Raw genomic sequence first — 19,103 nt, 5'->3', positions numbered from 1 at the left:
GATTTAGAAGCCTATGTCCAACGACACCTTACACCGATACGTCCCCATCGGACCACGAAGAGAAGAAAAACAACTCGGTATGTAAGAGGCTTCAACTATAGAGTAGCATGATTATACGAAAAATACCAATAAAAAATGAGAGGATAGCAACCTCATCTTCATTGTGCTCAAAAAACGAAAAAAACACAATTGATTCTTGGATTCTGCCCCAATCAGTCAATTGTGTTTCATTGAAGTCTTTATCAGCCGCCCTAACTTAATGACATTGAGGATATCCTAGCCTTGATTGTTTGTAAAAACAAAAAGTTTACTAATGACATAATTTAGAATAATAATGAGTACTTGAGAGGTTAGTGCAACAATACCATCAACTAAGTTCAGGTTGTTGTTGACAAATTGACCGATGATACCAGGATATTGGGTCACAAATATAAAGGTGAGTCCAATATCTAAAAGGAAGGTGCCCAGACGAGCCATGAAGAATTTTATAAGTCGTTGCCAACGTCCAGGACTGTTTTGTTTAAACACAAACAAATCATTGGTGATAAAGGCGAACAGAATGGTTAGAATGTTTGCTATTGCGGTAGAGAGTACCGCTTCTTGGGTTACATAGAAGAAGCTAGTTCGTAGAATAAGATAGACTAAGGTTGCAAGACCGCCAAAAAAAAGGTAGGACAGAACTTCATTGGCAAAAAAATTTTTAATAAGTGTTTTCATAGGAACTAGTCTATCATAAAGCCAAAAAATGTGCTATACTGAGACCGTTGCTTAGGCAACCCTTGACGCTTCCTTCTTTCGTCAAGCATATTAGACGCGGTAAAGCCGCTAAAGGAGTTTTTATGAAATCATTAAGCACAAAAGATCTGGCTCAGATCTCTTTACTAGCAGCACTCTATGTTTTGTTAACGGTATTGCCTCCCTTTAATGCCTTGAGCTACGGAGCTTATCAGTTACGTTTGTCAGAGATGCTGAATTTTTTTGCCTTTTTACATCCTAAATATATCCTTTCTTTAACCTTGGGATGTATGATTGCCAATTTTTATAGTTTTGGTCTGGTGGATGTTTTTGTAGGTGGGGGCTCAACCTTAGTATTTGTTTCTCTAGGTGTATGGCTGTTCAAGTCCTTTGTGGGACAAGGAAAAATACTGAGTCTTTTTGATAAGGGATATTTTTTCTTTTCTCTTTTTTTCGCCAGTTCTATGTTTACGATTGCCTTGGAATTACACCTCTTGCAAGGTCTTCCTTTTGTTTTGACTTGGTTTACGACAGGACTGGGGGAGCTGCTTTCGCTTCTGTTGGGAGCCTTGCTTTTCCAAAATATGGAAAAACGATTACGAACGCTTTTTTAATGAGAAATGGATCGATGAAACGGTGGTTTTATCGGTCTTTTTTTGCGTAAAAAACAGGTAGAAATATGATAAAATAGGGGCATGGAAGAAAGAATGATTGAATTGGTCGAGGAGCTGAATCGCTATGCCCAGGCTTATTATGAACAGGATCAACCTCTGGTTTCAGATAAGGAGTATGATCGTCTTTATCGTGAATTGGTGAAATTGGAAGCAGAGAATCCTAAATGGGTACGACCAGATAGTCCCACCCATCGTGTAGGTGGTAAGGTTTTGGAAGGATTTCCCAAGTACCAGCATGTCTACCCTCTTTTTAGTTTGCAGGATGCTTTTAGTTTGGAGGAGTTGGAAGAATTTGATCAACGAGTTCGCAAGGAATTCCCGCAAGTCCAATATGTTTGTGAGATTAAAATTGATGGACTCTCTGTCTCTCTTACCTATGAGCAGGGTGTTCTAGTTGCTGGAGCTACTAGGGGAGATGGTCAGGTTGGCGAAGACATTACAGAGAATCTTCGTCGGGTTCAAGACATTCCGTTACGTTTACCACAAGCGATAGATATCACGGTTCGTGGGGAATGCTATATGCCTAAGATGGCTTTTCAGGATTTGAACCAGAAGCGGGAGCAAGAAGGGGAAGCCAGTTTTGCAAATCCTCGGAATGCGGCGGCTGGAACTTTGAGGCAATTGGATACGCAGGTGGTAGCAGATCGTAAACTAGCTACATTCTTATATCAGGTAGCTAGCCCTTGGTCTGCAACGAGTCAAGAATCGGTTTTGGAGAATTTAGACCAACTTGGTTTTGTAGTCAATCCGCTTCGAAAAACAGTTGGGACTATGGCAGAAGTTTGGGAATTTATCCAAGAAATTCAAGAAACTCGTGACAATTTACCTTACGAGATTGATGGTATGGTCATTAAGGTTAATGATCTAGCTATGCAAGAAGAGTTAGGATTTACGGTTAAGTATCCCAAGTGGGCTATTGCTTATAAATTCCCAGCAGAAGAAAAAGAAGCGCAATTGGTGTCGGTAGACTGGACTGTTGGTCGGACAGGTGTTGTGACACCAACGGCAAATTTGAGTCCGGTGCAACTAGCAGGAACGACAGTTAGTCGAGCAACCTTGCATAATCGTGATTACATCTTGGAGAAGGATATTCATCAGGGTGATACGGTTGTTGTCTATAAGGCTGGGGATATTATTCCAGCCGTCTCTCATGTTGTGTTGAGTCAACGCAAGGAGGGAAGTCAGCTTTTAGAGATTCCGACGCACTGCCCAAGTTGTCAGTCAGAACTGGAGCAATTGAAGGATGAAGTGGCCTTGCGTTGTGTGAATCCGCAGTGTCCTGCCCAATTCCGAGAACGTTTAATTCATTTTGCTAGCAGAGCTGCCATGAATATTCAAGGCTTAGGGCCTTCTATGATTGACAAGTTGTTTGAAGCCAAATTGGTTTCTCGTGTTAGTGACCTCTATCGTTTACAATTGGATGATCTCGTGAACCTGGATGGGGTGCAGACGAAGTCCAGTCAGAAGTTGCTAGATGCCTTGGAAGTTTCCAAAACGAATTCTGCTGATCGACTTTTATTTGGCCTTGGTATTCGATTTGTGGGGGCTAAAGCCAGTCGCCTTCTTTTGGAAAAATTTGAATCGCTGACGGTATTGAGCCAGGCTAGTGAAGAAGAAATCGTAGGGATTGAGGGAATTGGGCCAGTGGTAGCCCAGAGCCTTAGTCATTATTTTGCCCATGAAGAGGCTCAGGAACTCCTAGAAGAATTGAAAGTCGCTGGACTGAATCTCAATTATTTAGGCCAGAAAAAAGTAGAGGATGGAATTCTCTCGGGACAAACGGTAGTCTTAACTGGAAAACTGAATCGTCTGAAGCGTTCAGAAGCTAAGGCTAAACTGGAAGCTCTAGGAGCTAAGGTGACCGGCTCAGTTTCGAAAAAAACAAGCTTAGTTGTGGCTGGTGAGGATGCCGGCAGTAAGTTGACCAAGGCACAAGAGTTGGGCATTCCAATTCAAGATGAAGCCTGGTTGGAGGAATTGTGATGGCAGAAGAAAGAAAAAGAGCCCGCTTGATTTATAATCCGACTTCAGGACAGGAGATTATGAAACGCTACATTGCCGATGTCTTGGATGTTTTAGAAGATATTGGTTATGAAACATCAGCGTATCAAACAACTCCTCTCCCATTTTCAGCTCAAAAGGAAGCCGAAAGGGCGGCTCGAGCTGGTTTTGATTTGGTTATTGCAGCTGGTGGCGATGGAACCATTAATGAGGTTGTAAATGGTATTGCACATTTGGAAACACGGCCTCGTATGGCTTTTATTCCAGTCGGAACAACCAACGATTATGCTCGAGCTTTGAAAATTCCCATGGGAGATCCGGTCGCTGCGGCTAGGGTTATTGCTCAAAATCAATTGGTGGAAATGGATATTGGAAGGGCTTATGGGAATAAGCATTTTATCAATATTGCAGCTGCGGGAACCTTGTCGGAATTGACCTATAGTGTGCCAAGTAATATTAAGACCCGTTTGGGCTATCTAGCTTATGTAGCCAAGGGAGCGGAGATGTTGCCTAAGGCCAAATCACGGAAAATTCGTTTGGAATATGATGATGGGGTCTTTGAGGGAAAGGTTTCATTAATCTTTGTAGCTCTGACGAATTCCATTGCTGGATTTGAGAAACTGGCGCCAGATGCTAAGTTGGATGATGGGAATTTTACCCTGATTATTGTCAAAACAGATCGAATCTTCGACATGATGTCTTTAATCATTCAAGCTATCAATGGTGGTCAGCATGTCACAGACTCCAATGTTATCTATATTAAAAGTAAAGAACTGAAGTTGGAGGTTCTGGAAGAAGATCAACAATTTATGTTGAACTTGGATGGTGAGTACGGTGGTGATACACCTGTACATCTCGAAGTACTTCCGAACCATTTAGAATTTTATGCCAATGTTGATGAAATTTCAGATGATGCATTGACAGGCGATCGAGGATAGAAATGTTACATTATCGTGTATTGATTCATTACCATAGTCAAGAGGGACGCTATACGGGTGTTAATCTCTGGCAGTGGAAAGATGGTGATTTAGGGAAAGAAGTGAGTTTTTCCAGTTATGATTATTTTGGAATGACTACTGAATTAATTTATGAAAGTCAAGTCCCGCTTTCAAAAGCCAAGCTTCTGATTAAAGCTCACGATTGGTCTTGGCAGTCTCGTGATTTTGAATTGAATCTCCTACCTGTTCATTTACGAACGGAGATTTGGGTGATTGAGGGAGATGATACCCTCTATTATTCGAAGCAGGCGGCGATGGCTAGTCCTCAATTTCGTTATCGTAATCCTCATGCCTTTGATATGGCAACTCATAGTCAAGGTTTTGATCAATATTGGGCCTACCAGGGTTGGTTAGGGGCTCGTTATGGGGAGGAAGCCTCCTTGTTCAAAGTTTGGGCACCGACGGCTAAACAAGTGGATTTGGTGGTGTATACTGCAGCCACTAACGATGCTCCAGTCTGGAAGATTTATCCTATGGAGAGAGGAAGTGTAGCTTCTACAGATCATAGACAAAATGATATTGGTGTTTGGTATGCACGGGTAACGACGGATATTCGAGGACTAGCATATCAGTATCATGTTTACCAAGATTTTGAAGACCGGTTGACCAGAGATCCTTATGCTCAAGCTGCTACAGAAGATGGATTGCGATCCGTCTTACTTTCGGAAGAGGATCGAGCGATTCCGAATTTTTCGTTAACGGATGAGTCAGATGCGAGTTGGCGGATCTCGAATCCTAGTCAAGCTGTTATCTATGAGATGCACGTTCGGGATTTGACCAAGTCTCCAACTTCTGGAGTGCCAGAGAACCTACGAGGGACTTATTTGGGGGCGGCCTATCCAGGTAGTCGTACGGATTCAGGACGGCCAACAGGCTTCGACTATATTAAAGATTTGGGCGTTCATTATGTCCAACTGCAACCCATTGCGGATCGTTACAAACAATATGATTCGGAAGGGCGGGTCCTTTATAATTGGGGATACGACCCTCAGAACTATAATGTTCCAGAATCCAGTTTGTCCAATCACTCACTCTCACCAGCTCAGGTCATTCGAGACTTTAAAACGATGGTGAAAAGCTATCACGATGCTGGAATTGGTGTGATTATGGATGTGGTTTATAACCATGTCTATTCAACCTACAACAGTCCTTTCCAAGATTTGGTGCCGGATTATTATTTCCGAATGGCTTCTGACGGATCATTTGAAAATGGAACGGGAGTTGGCAGTGAGACAGCGAGTGAGCATGTCATGTTCCGAAAATATATGATTGACTCGCTCCGTTATTGGGTGGAGGAATATCAGATTGATGGTTTCCGGTTTGATTTGATGGGAATCCATGATGTGGAAACCATGAATTTGATTCGCCAAGCGATGGATGAGATTGACCCACGTATTCTTCTTTATGGAGAGGGTTGGGATATGGGAACCGTTTTGGCTCCAGAACAGAAAGCAAAAAAAGCCAATGCGCATCTAATGCCAGGAATTGGATTCTTTAACGATGACCAACGTGATGCCATTAAAGGATCAGAAGTTTATGGTCATCTCAAGGCGGGCTTTGTTAGTGGTCAAGGGAGTGAACATCAAGTTGCAGAAGCTTTTAAGGCCAGTCGCAACTTGGGCAGTTATCTGAGCCCATCTCAAGTTCTCAATTATGTACAAGCTCATGACAACTACAATTTGCATGATCTTTTGCAGGAATTGCATCCTCATGAAGATGTTGCTATTCGTTGGCAGCGTCAAGAAATAGCTACAGTGTTGAACTTGCTGATGCCCGGAATGACCTTTATGGAAGCCGGTCAAGAGTTCGGTCGGACTAAACTTTTGGCAACGGGACCAGATGGTCAGCTAACCGTTGATGACAAAGAACGGGCCATGAATTCTTACAATGCGCCTGATGCAGTCAACCAGATTGACTGGAATCGTTTAGATTTTGTCCCAGATGCTTTGGAGCGTATTCGCCAGCTTATCCAGCGTAAGGAAACGGACCCAACCTTTGCTTTTGACTCCTACGATCATGTTTTGGATCGTGTTACTTTTGGTCCAATTGAAGAAGGATCTGGACGGTTAGAAGTTCACTTCCGTGGATTGCAAAAGGATTTCCGCCTATTCCTAAGTATTAAAGGAGATTATCAGCTTCCTGATTTAGAGGGGTGGACAATCGTTATTAGTAATCAAGAAGAAGAGAGTCTCGAGCGACTTCAAGCCCTTCAATATATTCTTGTGATGAAGGAATCTTCAAAAGGGGTTGGCCAAGAAGACTAGGATTTTCCTTCTTCTTAAAATCTGAATAGATAAAAATAGCTTAGAGTCAGTGTCTAATGACAGGATTCTAAGCTACTTTTTTATTTCTAGGATGACTCACGAAGCTTCTATATTATAAATATTAAATATTTTTGTATAGATTGTAGAGCATTTTACTATAGAAGTGGAGAGGACTAATCGGAGAATCGCTCCCAAAGAAGTCAAGATTTTCTTCTACATGAATTTGGGTAAAAAAATCATAATTAGAGATGGTCGTGATGATTAGATAAAATTGATGGACAGCTGTCCAAATGTCAGATTCTGATGCCTTTGGAAATTGTTGTTGAAAAGTAGTTGCCAGTGCTTGGAAAAACGGCATGGCCTCCGATCGAAACTGTAATATCTCAGCATCTGTTTGGGTACACTGAAAACTGGTAAAGGGAACAGACAAGAGCTTGATAAAAAGAGGTCTATTTAGAACTTGTCTCATTAGTTCCTGGCAAAATTCTTGTAGCGGTAGTGTCTGCGTAAAGTGCTCCCGAATTGCTGCTGCAAAGTCTAACCCTTCTTCCTTAATTAATTGAAGGAATAGAGCATCTTTGGAAGGAAAATAGGTGTAAAGTGATGGCCTAGAAATATCCAATTGTTTCGCTAGACTGACCAAAGAAATCTGGTCATAGGATTGGACTAGAAAGAGATTGCGTGCAGCACTGAGGATATCTCGGTAACGTTGTTCAATGGCTTCTTGAGAACGAGCGCGTTTCTGAATCATGGTTGCATGCCTTTTAACTTTTTGTTTTAGTTTACCATACTTTAGCAAAAATGTAAGCCTTTTTGACGATTTTTTTTGGATTTATTCTAAATAAAAATTAAAAAATGCTTGCAAATCAGATTTCTGAGCCTTTTCATAGACGAGTAGCCTAGTTCGCTGACAGAAAGTATGATAGAATAGAAGAGATTGAGAATAAGGAGATTGATAATGAAAAAGCTTGGAGCCCTCTTACTAGCGGGGTTATTAGTGACGACCCCCTTGGTCGCATCTGCAGATGAGTTGATGGATATCACCCGTCAAATGTATCCTGAAGTGTTGGATATTCACCGACCTAAGTCTTCTATTATAGTAGATGCTAAAACAGGTGATGTTGTCTGGGAAGATAATGCAGATTTATTGCGAGATCCTGCAAGTATGAGTAAATTGATGACATTATATCTGGTTTTTGAAGCCTTGGACAAGGGAGAAATCTCCAAAGATGATGTTATTACAGCCACACCTCGTGAACAGGCTATTGCAGGACTCTATGCCATTTCAAATAATAAGATCGTAGCTGGAGTTGATTATACAGTTGATGAATTGATTACCATGACAGCTATCCCATCTTCCAATGTGACAACAGTTATGTTGGCAGATTATCTATCAAATGGGGATGCGGATGTTTTCCTCGATAAAATGAACGAGGCATCTCAAAAAATGGGTATGAGTAATACGAAGTGGTACAATGCCAGTGGTGCAGCAGCTGTCTCTTTCAGTGGTTATTATACTCCGCAGCGCTATGACAATACCAAAGAGAATCAGACGACAGCGCGTGATATGGCCATTCTTGGTGTAAACTTTGTGAATAAGTATCCAGATATCTTAAATTACACCAGTGATCCAGTTGTGACCGTTAAAAAAGGAACTCCTTATGAGGAGACGTTTGAAACCTATAATTATTCTGTAGCTGGAGCGTTATATGGGCTAGAGGGTGTCGATGGACTAAAAACAGGATCTAGTCCAGCAGGAGCCTTTAATTATATTGCTACTGGTGAGCGTAAAGGCGAGCGTTTTGTAGAGTTGATTATGGGGGTTGGTGACTGGGCCGACCAAAATGGGGAATACTATCGCCATCCATTCGGAAATGCCCTTCTTGAAAAAGCCTTTAATGATTATGAGTATAAAAAGGTCTTGGATAAAGGTTTGGTAGATGTAGATGGTCAAAAATACAAAGTAGATCAAGATGTCTATGCAACGGTGAAAAAGGGAACGACCCCAAGCATTGAGGTTAAAGATGACCAACTTACAGTTAACAATGGCCTAAATCCGATCACTGAACAATTGGATGTTACTTACAAGGTGACCAAGGATAATTCACTATTTGCCTCTGCACAAAAAGTAGAGAACAAGTCCAAAAGTAAGACAGAAAAGGTCACGGCTATTAGTATCCTGGAACACTATCAATGGTTATTACTCATCCCAATTTTATTTCTTTTAGCTTTGATTATTCTATTGCTTCGCCTGTTCTTTACTAAAAATGGTAAGGGTGAGACAAAGAAGGGCCAATCAAAACGAAAGAAGTAAAGTAGGATACTTCGTGTAACGGTTGCTAGTCTAGCTTCCATAGTTTAATAGAGTTTTTATAGGGTGGGAATAAGACAATAACTTTTTCAAACATTGTTACTGTCTTATTCCCCTGCTTTATCTTTGAAATTGAAAGGAGTTGCGTGTGCAGCGGTCTGCTTCCCTATATTTTCGTTATTTTCTGATGTATACCTTTTTTTATCTTTCCTGGGCTTTATTTTCAGCTATTTTGTCCATTTACATGTTGGATTTAGGGTATTCGGCCAGTCAGGTTTCTTTGGTGGTATCGGTGTCGTTTTTTACCTCTGTCGTATCCCAACCTATTTTGGGCTATTTGAATGATCGCTTAGGGATTAAGCCGGTGACGTTAGCAGGTTTAGGTTTAGCTTTAGCAGGTGGGGTTATTTTTTTACTTTCTAACCATTTGTGGGGTCTTGTTTTAGGATATAGTTTGGCCATTATGATGATTAACGGCATCAATCCCGTTATGGATTTATTGGCTGCTAAATCGCCCTATAAATATGGCTCAATTCGTGTTTGGGGGACAATTGGTTATGCAACGGGAACTCAGATGGCGGGTGTTCTCTACCAACTCATTCATCCTCAAGCTATTTATGTGGCTTTTTTGGGAACCATGGTGATTTCAATATTAGGCGTGCTTGGCCTTTCGTTTGAGAAAGAAGAGGTAGAGGTTGAGAAGCAACAAGAGGAATCATTTCTGAATGATGTTCTCAAGAATCGTCCTTATCTTCTTGCCTTACTTATCATTGCCCTCTTTTCAGGTGTGGCCAATGTAGGTCATACCTATATCCCAGCTATGCTAGAAGCTAGCGGTCTGTCTGTAAGTCAAGCTTCAACAGTTGTTTCACTAGCTGTTATCTGTGAGGCACCTTTGATTTTTTATTCCTACTTATTTATGGACCGCTACCCTAGCAAGATTCTAATGTTATTCCCGCTCTTTTTCATGACCTTACAATTTGTCTTTTTTGGTCTAGCTGCTCCCCTAAGTTTTAAGATTTTGGGGACACTCTTAGCTAAACATGCGGCCAATATGACCTTAATTATGCTGACTTTAAAATTGGTCAGTACCTTGGTTGGTCCACGTTTTGTTATGACTGGAATGGCCTTGATTCAGACAGCTAAAAGTCTTCTTTCAATTGTCGTTCAAACCTGGGCAGGTTGGTTAATCGACAGTTCTGGTTATGAACTGATGTCTTGGGTTATGGTTGGACTGTTGCTTCTAGTTCTGTTGATGATTCCCTTTCTTCGTGTGGATGAATCCAAAAGTGAAAAATTATTCTCCTAAATTCGAATAAAGAAGATGAGGAGGAATAAAGAATGTTTCAAGCCCTAGATGCTCAAGGACATCTTCACCACTTATTGACAGATCCTCTCCCTCAGGGAGAGGTATTTTTTTGCCCAGCCTGCCATCAATCGCTTGTTCTAAAAAGTGGTCCAAAAGTTCGACCGCATTTTGCTCATCAAGCTGATCAGGCTTGCGACTTTATTAGTTTGAATGAGGGAGCAGAGCACCTAAACCTTAAGGCTAAACTCTTTAGCTGGGCACAGCAAAGTGAGCGTGTTTCAGTTGAAGTAGCACATTCTGTAGAAGGACTCGTGTCAGACTTACTGCTATCTGACAATTTAGCCTTGGAAGTTCAATGTAGCCCTTTAGGACAAGATGAATTTGAAAAAAGGAACCAAGCTTATCAGCATTTGGGGATTCCAGTAGTGTGGCTATTGGGTTCCAGACATTTTTTAAAACGACGACTAACAGTTTTGCAGAGAAATTCTTTGCAGTTTAGTCCTACTTGTGGTTACTTTTTTTGGAATCTTGATTTGGAGAATGAGATTGTAATCTTGCACTATTTATTGCATCAAGATCTACATGGAACTTGCCAAGGTTTGGTAAAAACGTTTCCGTTCTTTCGAGAATCATTGAGGGAGGTCTTACGTTGGCCTTATCAGCAAAGACACGTCTTCTCTTTTCAAGGGAAGTTGGATCCCCATTTTCCTAGTTACCTGGCTAGGGAATTGCGTTATCGGAATCCTTATTGGGTTGAGCAACAATTTCAAGCTTATCAGGAGGGGAATAATCTTTTGACCCGTACTTTGGCAGATTGGTATCCACAAATTTTGCCAGTCAAAGCTAGGAATCATCACAGACCTCAATCAGCTTTTGAAAGGGAATATGAGGAGCAGTTTATAGCCTTCTATGCTCAAGAACGGAATATTCACAGTCAGGTATTGTATTCTCCTTTTTATTACCGAATGTGGAAGCAAGAAAATAACAGAGAGTAGTCGCTCAGCTGTTATTTATGGGAATCAGTAGTAGAGATTGGAGTTAATGATAAGGGGTTAAAAATAGAGTTAGAGAATATGGACTGAAACCTGAATAGACTTATAACTCCGTATACTCAGAGCAATGGGATGACTGTGTGGCAATGTTGAAGTAAGATCATAAGAATTCTAGTGGGAGAGTACCCTTTTAGAAAACTAGTGATATAATAAGGACATTGGAGGAATCTTATGAGTAAAGAACGTAATGAAATCAATGTAGAATATACCTGGGATTTGACCAGTGTGTTTGCGGATGATCAGGCTTGGCGTGATGAGTTTGTTTCTCTAGAGGCAGATGTGGCCAAGGGGAGTGATTTGGCAGGACATCTTTTGGATTCTGCCCAGAACTTACTCGAGATTACAGAGTTGCAACTGAGCCTTATGCGTCGTTTGGAGAAGTTGTATGTTTATGCTTCAATGAAGCAGGATGAAGATACGCGTGTATCAGCCTATCAAGAACTCTATTCTCAAATTAATGGTCTCTATGCACGTTTTGGACAGACTTTTGCCTTCTATGAGCCAGAATTTATGGCTGTGACAAGGGAGCAGTTGGAGTCGTATATGGCGGAGGAGCCAGGTCTAAATCTTTATCGTCATTATTTTGATCGTTTGCTTTTCCAAAAAGAGCATGTTTTAAGTCCAAAAGAAGAGGCCTTGTTGGCAGGGGCATCTGAAATTTTTGGATCAGCGTCTGAGATGTTCGAGATTTTAGATAATGCCGATATTGTTTTGCCATTTATTGAAGATGAAAACGGTGATGCGGTGCAATTGACTCATGGCAACTACATTCACTTTATGGAATCAGACGACCGGCGCGTGCGTAAGGATGCTTACGAGGCTCTTTATAGTATTTATGAACAATACCAGCATACTTATGCTAAGACCTTGCAGACCACTGTTAAGGTTCACAATTACCAAGCTCAGGTTCGGAATTACCAATCAGCTCGTCAAGCTGCCTTAGCAGCTAACTTTATTCCAGAGTCTGTTTATGATACTCTGCTGAAGGCTGTTAATCGTCATTTGCCACTATTGCATCGGTATGTGGCGCTTAAGGCTCGAATTTTAGGGCTTGACGATATTCGGATGTATGATATTTATACGCCATTAAGTCGCAATAATCTTTCAATTTCTTACGAGGAGTCTTTGGAAAAATCCAAAGAGGTTCTTGCGGTTCTCGGAGATGATTATCTATCAAAAGTTAAAGAGGCTTTTGACAATCGTTGGATTGATGTTTATGAAAACAAGGGGAAACGATCTGGAGCTTATTCTGGTGGTTCTTATGATACCAAGGCTTATATGCTCTTGAATTGGCAGGATAACTTGGATAATCTTTATACCTTGGTTCACGAAACAGGACATTCTATGCATTCAAGCTATAGTCGTGAAACACAACCGTATGTTTATGGTGATTATTCTATCTTTTTAGCTGAGATTGCTTCCACGACCAATGAGAATATTCTAACTGAGAAATTATTGGCTTCTGTGGAAGACAAGGAAAGCCGTTTTGCCATTTTAAATCATTACTTGGATGGTTTTCGTGGAACTGTCTTTCGTCAAACACAATTTGCGGAATTTGAACAACTGATTCATAAGGCTGATCAAGAAGGACAGGTACTAACAAGTGACTTCCTCAATCAAACGTATGGAGACTTGAATGCCAAGTATTATGGATTGTCGGTAGAGGAGAATCCGCAAATTCAATATGAGTGGGCACGGATTCCACACTTCTATTACAACTATTATGTTTTCCAATATGCGACAGGATTTGCAGCCGCGTCTGCCTTAGCAGATAAGATTGTTCATGGTACAGATGAGGATCGGGAAGCCTATATCAATTATTTGAAAGCGGGCAACTCTGATTATCCATTAGCTGTTATCTCCAAAGCTGGGGTCAACATGGAGGTAGAAGATTATTTAAATGATGCTTTTGCTGTCTTTGAGCGTCGTTTAGATGAGTTGGAAAACTTGGCCCAAGAGTTAGGAGTTTTGTAATGGTTAAGACTTATTCAGAGCATTCCAATCCTAATATGAGACGTCCGGTTGTTCAGCAAGGAATTGTAGAGTTTATGAGGCAACAAGATCAGGCCTTGCCGGCTTTTTTACAAGATCTACAGGCTTTTGCAGCTACTGAGAATATACCGATTATTCCTAAGGAAACAGTGGCTTTCTTCCGCTTCTTTTTACAAGCGCTGGCACCTCAGAAAATTTTAGAAGTAGGAACAGCTATTGGTTTTTCTGCATTGATGATGGCAGAGGCTCTTCCGGAAGCAGAAATAGTAACGATTGACCGCAATCCAGAAATGATTCAGTTGGCGAAAGAGAATTTTGCCCGCTTTGAGGAAGGAAAACAAATTCGCCTCTTGGAAGGAGAAGCTCAGGACATTTTAAAGGATTTGAAGGGTCACACGTTTGATTTTATCTTCGTTGATTCGGCTAAATCCAAGTATGTGGTTTTTTTACCAGATCTTTTGGAATTATTACCCAAAGGAGGAATCTTGATTTTTGACGATGTTTTCCAGGGGGGAGACATTGCCAAGGATTCTGGAGAGATTCGGAGAGGCCAAAGAGCTATTTATCGTGGCTTACACAAACTTTTTGCAGTTGTTGACCAACATCCTGATTTAATGGTGTCCTATCTTCCATTGGGAGATGGCCTACTTATGGTTAAAAAAGAAGCAGATTCCGTGGAATTTCTCCAAGAAAACCTATAATTAAGGCGCAATTAAGTCAAGATGTGATATACTATTTAAGTTATTGTAAAAAGGAGTAAACCAAAGTATGAAAAAAATCAAAATTGGAGCTATCACGCTCTTGTCTGTGGTAGCTCTTGCAGCCTGCGCACGTGAGACCGATAATAATACGGATGTTATCACCATGAAGGGAAATACCATCACTGTTGCTGAATATTATGATAAGGTGAAAAATAATACTCAGGCTCAACAAGTTCTCTTGACCATGACCATTAACGAAGTCTTCGAAAAAAAATACGGAGATAAGGTCAGTGATGATGAAGTATCTGAAGAATACAACAAGAGCTTGCAAACCTATGGAGATCGTTTCCAACAAGTTTTAGCTCAGGAAGGATTGACAACGGATACTTATCGGGAACAAATTCGGACTAATAAATTGGTTGAATATGCTGTGAATGAAGCAGCTAAAAAAGAATTGACCGATGAAAACTACCAAGCAGCTTTTGAAAACTATACACCAGAAGTCACTGCCCAAGTTATTCGTTTGACGGATGAAAATAAGGCAAAAGAAGTAGCTGAAAAAGCTAAAAAGGGTGAAGATTTTACCCAGCTTGTAAAAGATAATACAGTTGATGAAGACACTAAGGAAAAGGGTGGAGAAGTGAAATTTGATTCTGCTTCAACCTCACTTCCAGAAGATGTTAAAAAAGCTGCTTTTGCCTTGGATAACAATGGTATTTCTGATGTTATTAAGGTGTCAGATACTTCAACCTTGTCTACGAGTTATTATGTCGTTAAGCTAACGAATAAAACCCAGAAAAAAGACAATTGGAAAGATTATCAAAAACAATTGGAAAATATTATCTTAGCTGAAAAACGTACAGACGCTGCCTTTATCCAAAGTGTTGTAGCTAAGGAAATGGAAGAAGCTAACATTAAGGTTAAAGATCCAGCCTTCCAAAATGCCTTCTCACAATATATGAATGCAACTGGAGAAGAAGCTAGCAGCTCTGAAGATAAGTAGTTGACAAAAGAGTTACTTAGAGTATAATAAATGTATCAAGAATGGATAATACAGACAACTTAGCAGAGAGGTGGCGGTTGGTGCAAGCTACTAGTTGAGTCTTATCTTGCTACTTGAGAGAATTTTTGAAGAATTGTAATGAGGATGACAAGTTCATCGAAGGAAGGTGGTACCGCGTTTTGACGCCCTTCGTCGATTGGACTTGTCTTTTTTGAATAAGCTTTAAAGGAGAGAAATATGAAATATATGACGAGTGCTGAGATTCGTAAGATGTGGCTAGACTTTTGGGCATCTAAGGGTCATGCTGTAGAACCTTCAGCGAATTTAGTTCCGGTTAATGATCCAACTTTACTATGGATTAACTCTGGAGTTGCAACTTTGAAGAAATATTTTGATGGTTCGGTTATTCCAGAAAATCCACGAATTACCAATGCTCAGAAATCAATTCGGACGAATGACATTGAGAATGTTGGAAAAACAGCTCGTCACCATACGATGTTTGAAATGCTAGGGAATTTTTCTATTGGAGATTATTTCCGGGATGAAGCGATTACTTGGGCTTGGGAGTTATTGACAAGTCCAGAGTGGTTTGCCTTTCCTAAAGACAAATTGTATATGACATACTATCCAGATGATAAAGACTCCTACAACCGTTGGATTGAAGTAGGGGTTGAACCAGATCACTTAGTTCCAATTGAGGATAATTTCTGGGAAATTGGTGCAGGTCCTTCTGGTCCAGATACTGAGATTTTCTTCGACCGGGGTGAAGCTTTTGATACGGATAAGGTTGGACTTCGTCTTCTAGCGGAAGATATCGAAAATGATCGGTATATTGAAATTTGGAATATTGTTCTATCTCAATTTAATGCGGATCCAAGTGTACCACGAAGTGAATACAAGGAACTTCCTCATAAAAATATTGATACGGGAGCAGGACTTGAGCGTCTCGTAGCAGTTATGCAAGGGGCTAAAACCAACTTTGAGACAGACTTGTTTATGCCAATCATCAAGGAAGTCGAAGTGCTATCTGGGAAAACCTATGATCCAGAAGGTGAGAATATGAGCTTTAAGGTTATTGCTGACCATATTCGTTCATTGGCATTTGCGATTGGAGATGGAGCTTTACCAGGAAATGAAGGTCGTGGTTATGTGCTTCGTCGCTTGCTTCGTCGGGCCGCTCGCCATGGACAAAAATTGGGAATCCATGAACCATTTATGTACCGCTTAGTACCAACAGTGGGGCAAATTATGGAGTCCTATTATCCAGAAGTGCTGGAAAAACAAGACTTTATCCAAAAAATTGTTAAAAATGAGGAAGAATCTTTTGCCCGTACTCTGACTGCAGGGCAAAGCTATGCTGATGAAATTGTCGCTGAGATGGAAAAATCAGGAGAAACCGTTATTTCTGGTCAAGCTGCCTTTAAACTCTATGACACTTATGGTTTCCCAGTAGAATTAACTGAAGAGATCGCAGAGGAACGAGGCTGGACAGTTGATAAGGATGGTTTTGATCAAGAAATGAAGGCCCAACAAGATCGGGCACGAGCTTCTGTGGTTAAAGGGACCTCTATGGGAAGTCAAAATGAGATTTTACAAGCTCTAACGGTTCCAAGTACTTTCTTGTACAATGTTCAAGAAGCTGATGGTCGCTTGCTAGCTTTAGTGCAAGGAGATGTGGAAGTTGATCGTATTGAGTCCGGTGAAGCTTATCTTATCTTTGATCAAACGCCATTTTATGCAGAAATGGGTGGTCAGGTAGCAGACCATGGTCAAATCCTGGATGAACATGGTCAAGTGCTTGCCCATGTTGTAGATGTACAAAAGGCTCCAAATGGTCAGCCGCTTCATAAGGTAGAGGTATTGGTACCACTAACTAAAGATGGAGTGTATCACTTAGTTCTTGATAAGGATCGTCGTCGCCGTGTGATGCAAAACCATACTGCCACACACTTGCTCCATGCAGCCCTTCATGAAGTTCTCGGTAAGCATGCCACTCAGGCTGGTTCTTTGAATGAAAAAGACTTCCTTCGCTTTGACTTTACTCATTTTGAAGCAGTGAAGCCAGAGGAATTGGCGCAAATTGAAGCAGATGTCAATAGGAAAATTAACGACGCTTTGGCTGTTGAAACGGTAGAAACAGATATCGCTACTGCTAAAGATATGGGAGCGATGGCTCTCTTTGGCGAAAAATATGGCAAAGAAGTACGTGTGGTTTCTATTGGAGATTACTCTGTAGAGCTTTGTGGAGGTACCCACGTTGGTAATACTTCTGAGATCGGTCTTTTCCGAATCCTAAAAGAAGAAGGAATTGGTTCAGGTACTCGTCGTATTGTAGCTGTAACTGGTCGCGAAGCTTATAACTCTTACCGTGAAGAAGCTAAACTCCTACAAGATATTGCTCGTCAACTGAAGGCACCGCAGGTAGGAGATGTTCCTGCTAAGGTTGAAGCCTTGCAAGAACAAGCTCGTCAGTTGCAAAGAGAGAATCGGGAATTGAAAGAAAAAGCTGCTGCTGCTGCATCGGGTCAAATTTTCCAAGATGTGGCGGAAGCTAAGGGACTTCGTTATATTGCGAAACAAGTTGAAGTGGATGATGCTGGGGCTCTTCGCACCTTCGCAGATACTTGGAAACAAGGAGATTATTCCGATGTACTTGTTTTGGTTGCTGCAATTGGAGATAAGGTCAATGTCTTGGTAGCGAGTCGTTCCAAAGATGTTCATGCAGGTAACCTTATCAAAGAATTAGCCCCAATCGTAGCTGGTCGTGGTGGTGGAAAACCAGATATGGCCATGGCTGGTGGTAGTGATCAATCAGCTATTCCGAATCTGTTGCAAGCAGTAGCTGATTTGCTGTAAGAGTTTGTTTAAAATGGCTTCAGCCTTTGTAGACAGGTGTTCTCTACTAGGTGACTCGATGTTGGTTGCTGATTAGAAATAGTAGGATAATGCTTAGAGGGTTTGGGGGAATATCTCCAAACCCTCTAGTGGCATCTTGCTTTTCCCGAGAGAATCCGTGTTTTGAGCATTTTGGAATAGTTAAATCTTGAGGTATACTTATGGTTTTGAAATTTTTACAAGCATTGGGTAGAATATTCGTTTGGTTTCTACTTATGTCATTAGTTGGTGTTCTGAATAGTATTCCGATTGCTCTTGGGTTGGTGGGGAAAAATTTACCTGTAGAGCAGCAGTGGAGCTCGACTATTCTCTATTTAATCCTTACTTTTACGGTGATTTATTTCCTAATGAAATGGTACTTTAAACAACCAGATGCAGGATCTAGAGAAGCTCAGTTTGACCGAAAGCAATGGCAATACCTTTTGCTTGGATGGGGAATCATTATGGGTGCCAATCTTATTTTTGGTATTTTCCGTGTACTCTTTGGATTACCGGAAGAAGCAGAAAATCAACAACTCGTTGTTGAAGCTTTAGCGGCTCTCAAAGATCTAGGGGGACCTTATTTTACAGCCTTTATGATTTCTATTGGCATCTTTGCTCCCTTATTAGAAGAAACTGTGTTTCGTGGGCTAGGCTCTAAATTTGTTTTTAGAGGTTGGTCAAATGTCTTAGTTGCTGTATTGACTTCTTTAGCTTTTGGTTTGAATCATATGCAAAGTTTGGACTGGTTTGCCCTTTTATCTTATTCGACAATCGGTTATGTCTGTTACAGAGCTTACAGCAGACGGAATAATCTTTGGGATGCGATTTGGCTACACATGCTGAATAATAGTCTTTCTTTAGTAGCGATATTGTTGTTAGGATTATCATCATAAAAAAGAGTCTGGGACAAAAAGATTTCATGAATTATAAAAATAGAAGGAAGTGCTCACTCGTAGATCTGAGTGGCACCTCCTTCTATTTTCTTTGTCTTTTCCTTTCATATTTATTTAATACTTAACAAAAACCAAAAATAGCGATATAATATAGATATGAAAACAAAGCTAAGCAAATCACAAGTTAAAGAATTAAAACAGGCACTGAAAAACAAAGAGAATGCTCAACATCATAGAAAAATTCAGGCTCTTATTCTATATTCTGAATCACAGAATTTAACAGCTGCAGCCAA

General features: G+C 40.8%; 14 protein-coding genes and 1 riboswitch. Of the genes, 12 read left to right on the top strand and 2 right to left on the bottom strand.

Features of this window, described 5'->3' with window-relative positions:
- Positions 1–276: 276 nt before the first annotated feature.
- Complete coding sequence (locus ACXM1Q_RS06770; RefSeq protein WP_458517406.1) at positions 277–717, bottom strand: GtrA family protein; 441 nt, start codon at positions 715–717, stop codon at positions 277–279.
- Between the two features lie 29 nt (positions 718–746).
- Positions 747–842: riboswitch (PreQ1 riboswitch) on the top strand.
- Here ACXM1Q_RS06770 and ACXM1Q_RS06765 point away from each other — a divergent pair.
- From ACXM1Q_RS06765 to pulA, 4 genes are all read left to right on the top strand, one after another.
- Positions 840–1,349, top strand: coding sequence for a QueT transporter family protein (locus ACXM1Q_RS06765; RefSeq protein WP_458517405.1), 510 nt, complete (start codon positions 840–842; stop codon positions 1,347–1,349). It overlaps the preceding riboswitch by 3 nt.
- A gap of 81 nt (positions 1,350–1,430) precedes the next feature.
- Positions 1,431–3,392, top strand: coding sequence for an NAD-dependent DNA ligase LigA (gene ligA, locus ACXM1Q_RS06760; RefSeq protein WP_458517404.1), 1,962 nt, complete (start codon positions 1,431–1,433; stop codon positions 3,390–3,392).
- A complete protein-coding gene (locus ACXM1Q_RS06755) occupies positions 3,392–4,348 on the top strand; it encodes a diacylglycerol kinase family lipid kinase (protein WP_135038697.1) in 957 nt (318 codons plus the stop codon). Before ligA ends, ACXM1Q_RS06755 begins: the two co-directional genes overlap by 1 nt.
- Before the next feature lie 2 nt (positions 4,349–4,350).
- Entirely contained in the window at positions 4,351–6,672 is a 2,322-nt protein-coding gene (gene pulA, locus ACXM1Q_RS06750; RefSeq protein WP_458517403.1) for a type I pullulanase, read from the top strand.
- 121 nt (positions 6,673–6,793) lie between these two features.
- On the opposite strand, the gene ACXM1Q_RS06745 is transcribed toward pulA, so the two are convergent.
- Entirely contained in the window at positions 6,794–7,423 is a 630-nt protein-coding gene (locus tag ACXM1Q_RS06745) for a TetR/AcrR family transcriptional regulator (protein WP_458517402.1), read from the bottom strand.
- A 207-nt stretch (positions 7,424–7,630) separates the two neighbouring features.
- On the opposite strand from ACXM1Q_RS06745, the gene ACXM1Q_RS06740 reads away from it, so the two are divergent.
- The 8 genes from ACXM1Q_RS06740 (at position 7,631) to ACXM1Q_RS06705 (ending at position 18,810) form a co-directional block, all read left to right on the top strand.
- A complete protein-coding gene (locus ACXM1Q_RS06740) occupies positions 7,631–8,986 on the top strand; it encodes a DUF1958 domain-containing protein (protein ID WP_458517401.1) in 1,356 nt (451 codons plus the stop codon).
- A 145-nt stretch (positions 8,987–9,131) separates the two neighbouring features.
- Positions 9,132–10,292, top strand: a complete 1,161-nt coding sequence (locus ACXM1Q_RS06735; protein WP_458517400.1) for an MFS transporter — start codon at positions 9,132–9,134, stop codon at positions 10,290–10,292.
- 32 nt (positions 10,293–10,324) lie between these two features.
- Positions 10,325–11,287, top strand: coding sequence for a competence protein CoiA (locus tag ACXM1Q_RS06730; protein WP_458517399.1), 963 nt, complete (start codon positions 10,325–10,327; stop codon positions 11,285–11,287).
- A 228-nt stretch (positions 11,288–11,515) separates the two neighbouring features.
- Positions 11,516–13,318, top strand: a complete 1,803-nt coding sequence (gene pepF, locus ACXM1Q_RS06725; protein WP_458517398.1) for an oligoendopeptidase F — start codon at positions 11,516–11,518, stop codon at positions 13,316–13,318.
- Positions 13,318–14,037 carry an O-methyltransferase gene (locus ACXM1Q_RS06720; RefSeq protein ID WP_458517397.1) on the top strand — a complete coding sequence of 240 codons (720 nt, stop codon included), beginning with the start codon at positions 13,318–13,320 and terminating at the stop codon, positions 14,035–14,037. Before pepF ends, ACXM1Q_RS06720 begins: the two co-directional genes overlap by 1 nt.
- 67 nt (positions 14,038–14,104) lie before the next feature.
- On the top strand, positions 14,105–15,040 hold the full coding sequence (gene prsA, locus ACXM1Q_RS06715; protein ID WP_458517396.1) for a peptidylprolyl isomerase PrsA: 936 nt from the start codon (positions 14,105–14,107) through the stop codon (positions 15,038–15,040).
- 237 nt (positions 15,041–15,277) lie between these two features.
- The gene (gene alaS, locus ACXM1Q_RS06710) at positions 15,278–17,896 is read left to right on the top strand and encodes an alanine--tRNA ligase (RefSeq protein ID WP_458517395.1); all 2,619 of its coding nucleotides are present in this window, start codon (positions 15,278–15,280) and stop codon (positions 17,894–17,896) included.
- A 254-nt stretch (positions 17,897–18,150) separates the two neighbouring features.
- Entirely contained in the window at positions 18,151–18,810 is a 660-nt protein-coding gene (locus tag ACXM1Q_RS06705; protein ID WP_458517394.1) for a CPBP family intramembrane glutamic endopeptidase, read from the top strand.
- Positions 18,811–19,103: the final 293 nt, after the last annotated feature.

Source organism: Streptococcus sp. 10F2, from assembly GCF_054331515.2.
The sequence above is the reverse complement of the archived record's forward strand: the minus strand, read 5'-3'. Positions and strand labels throughout refer to the sequence as shown.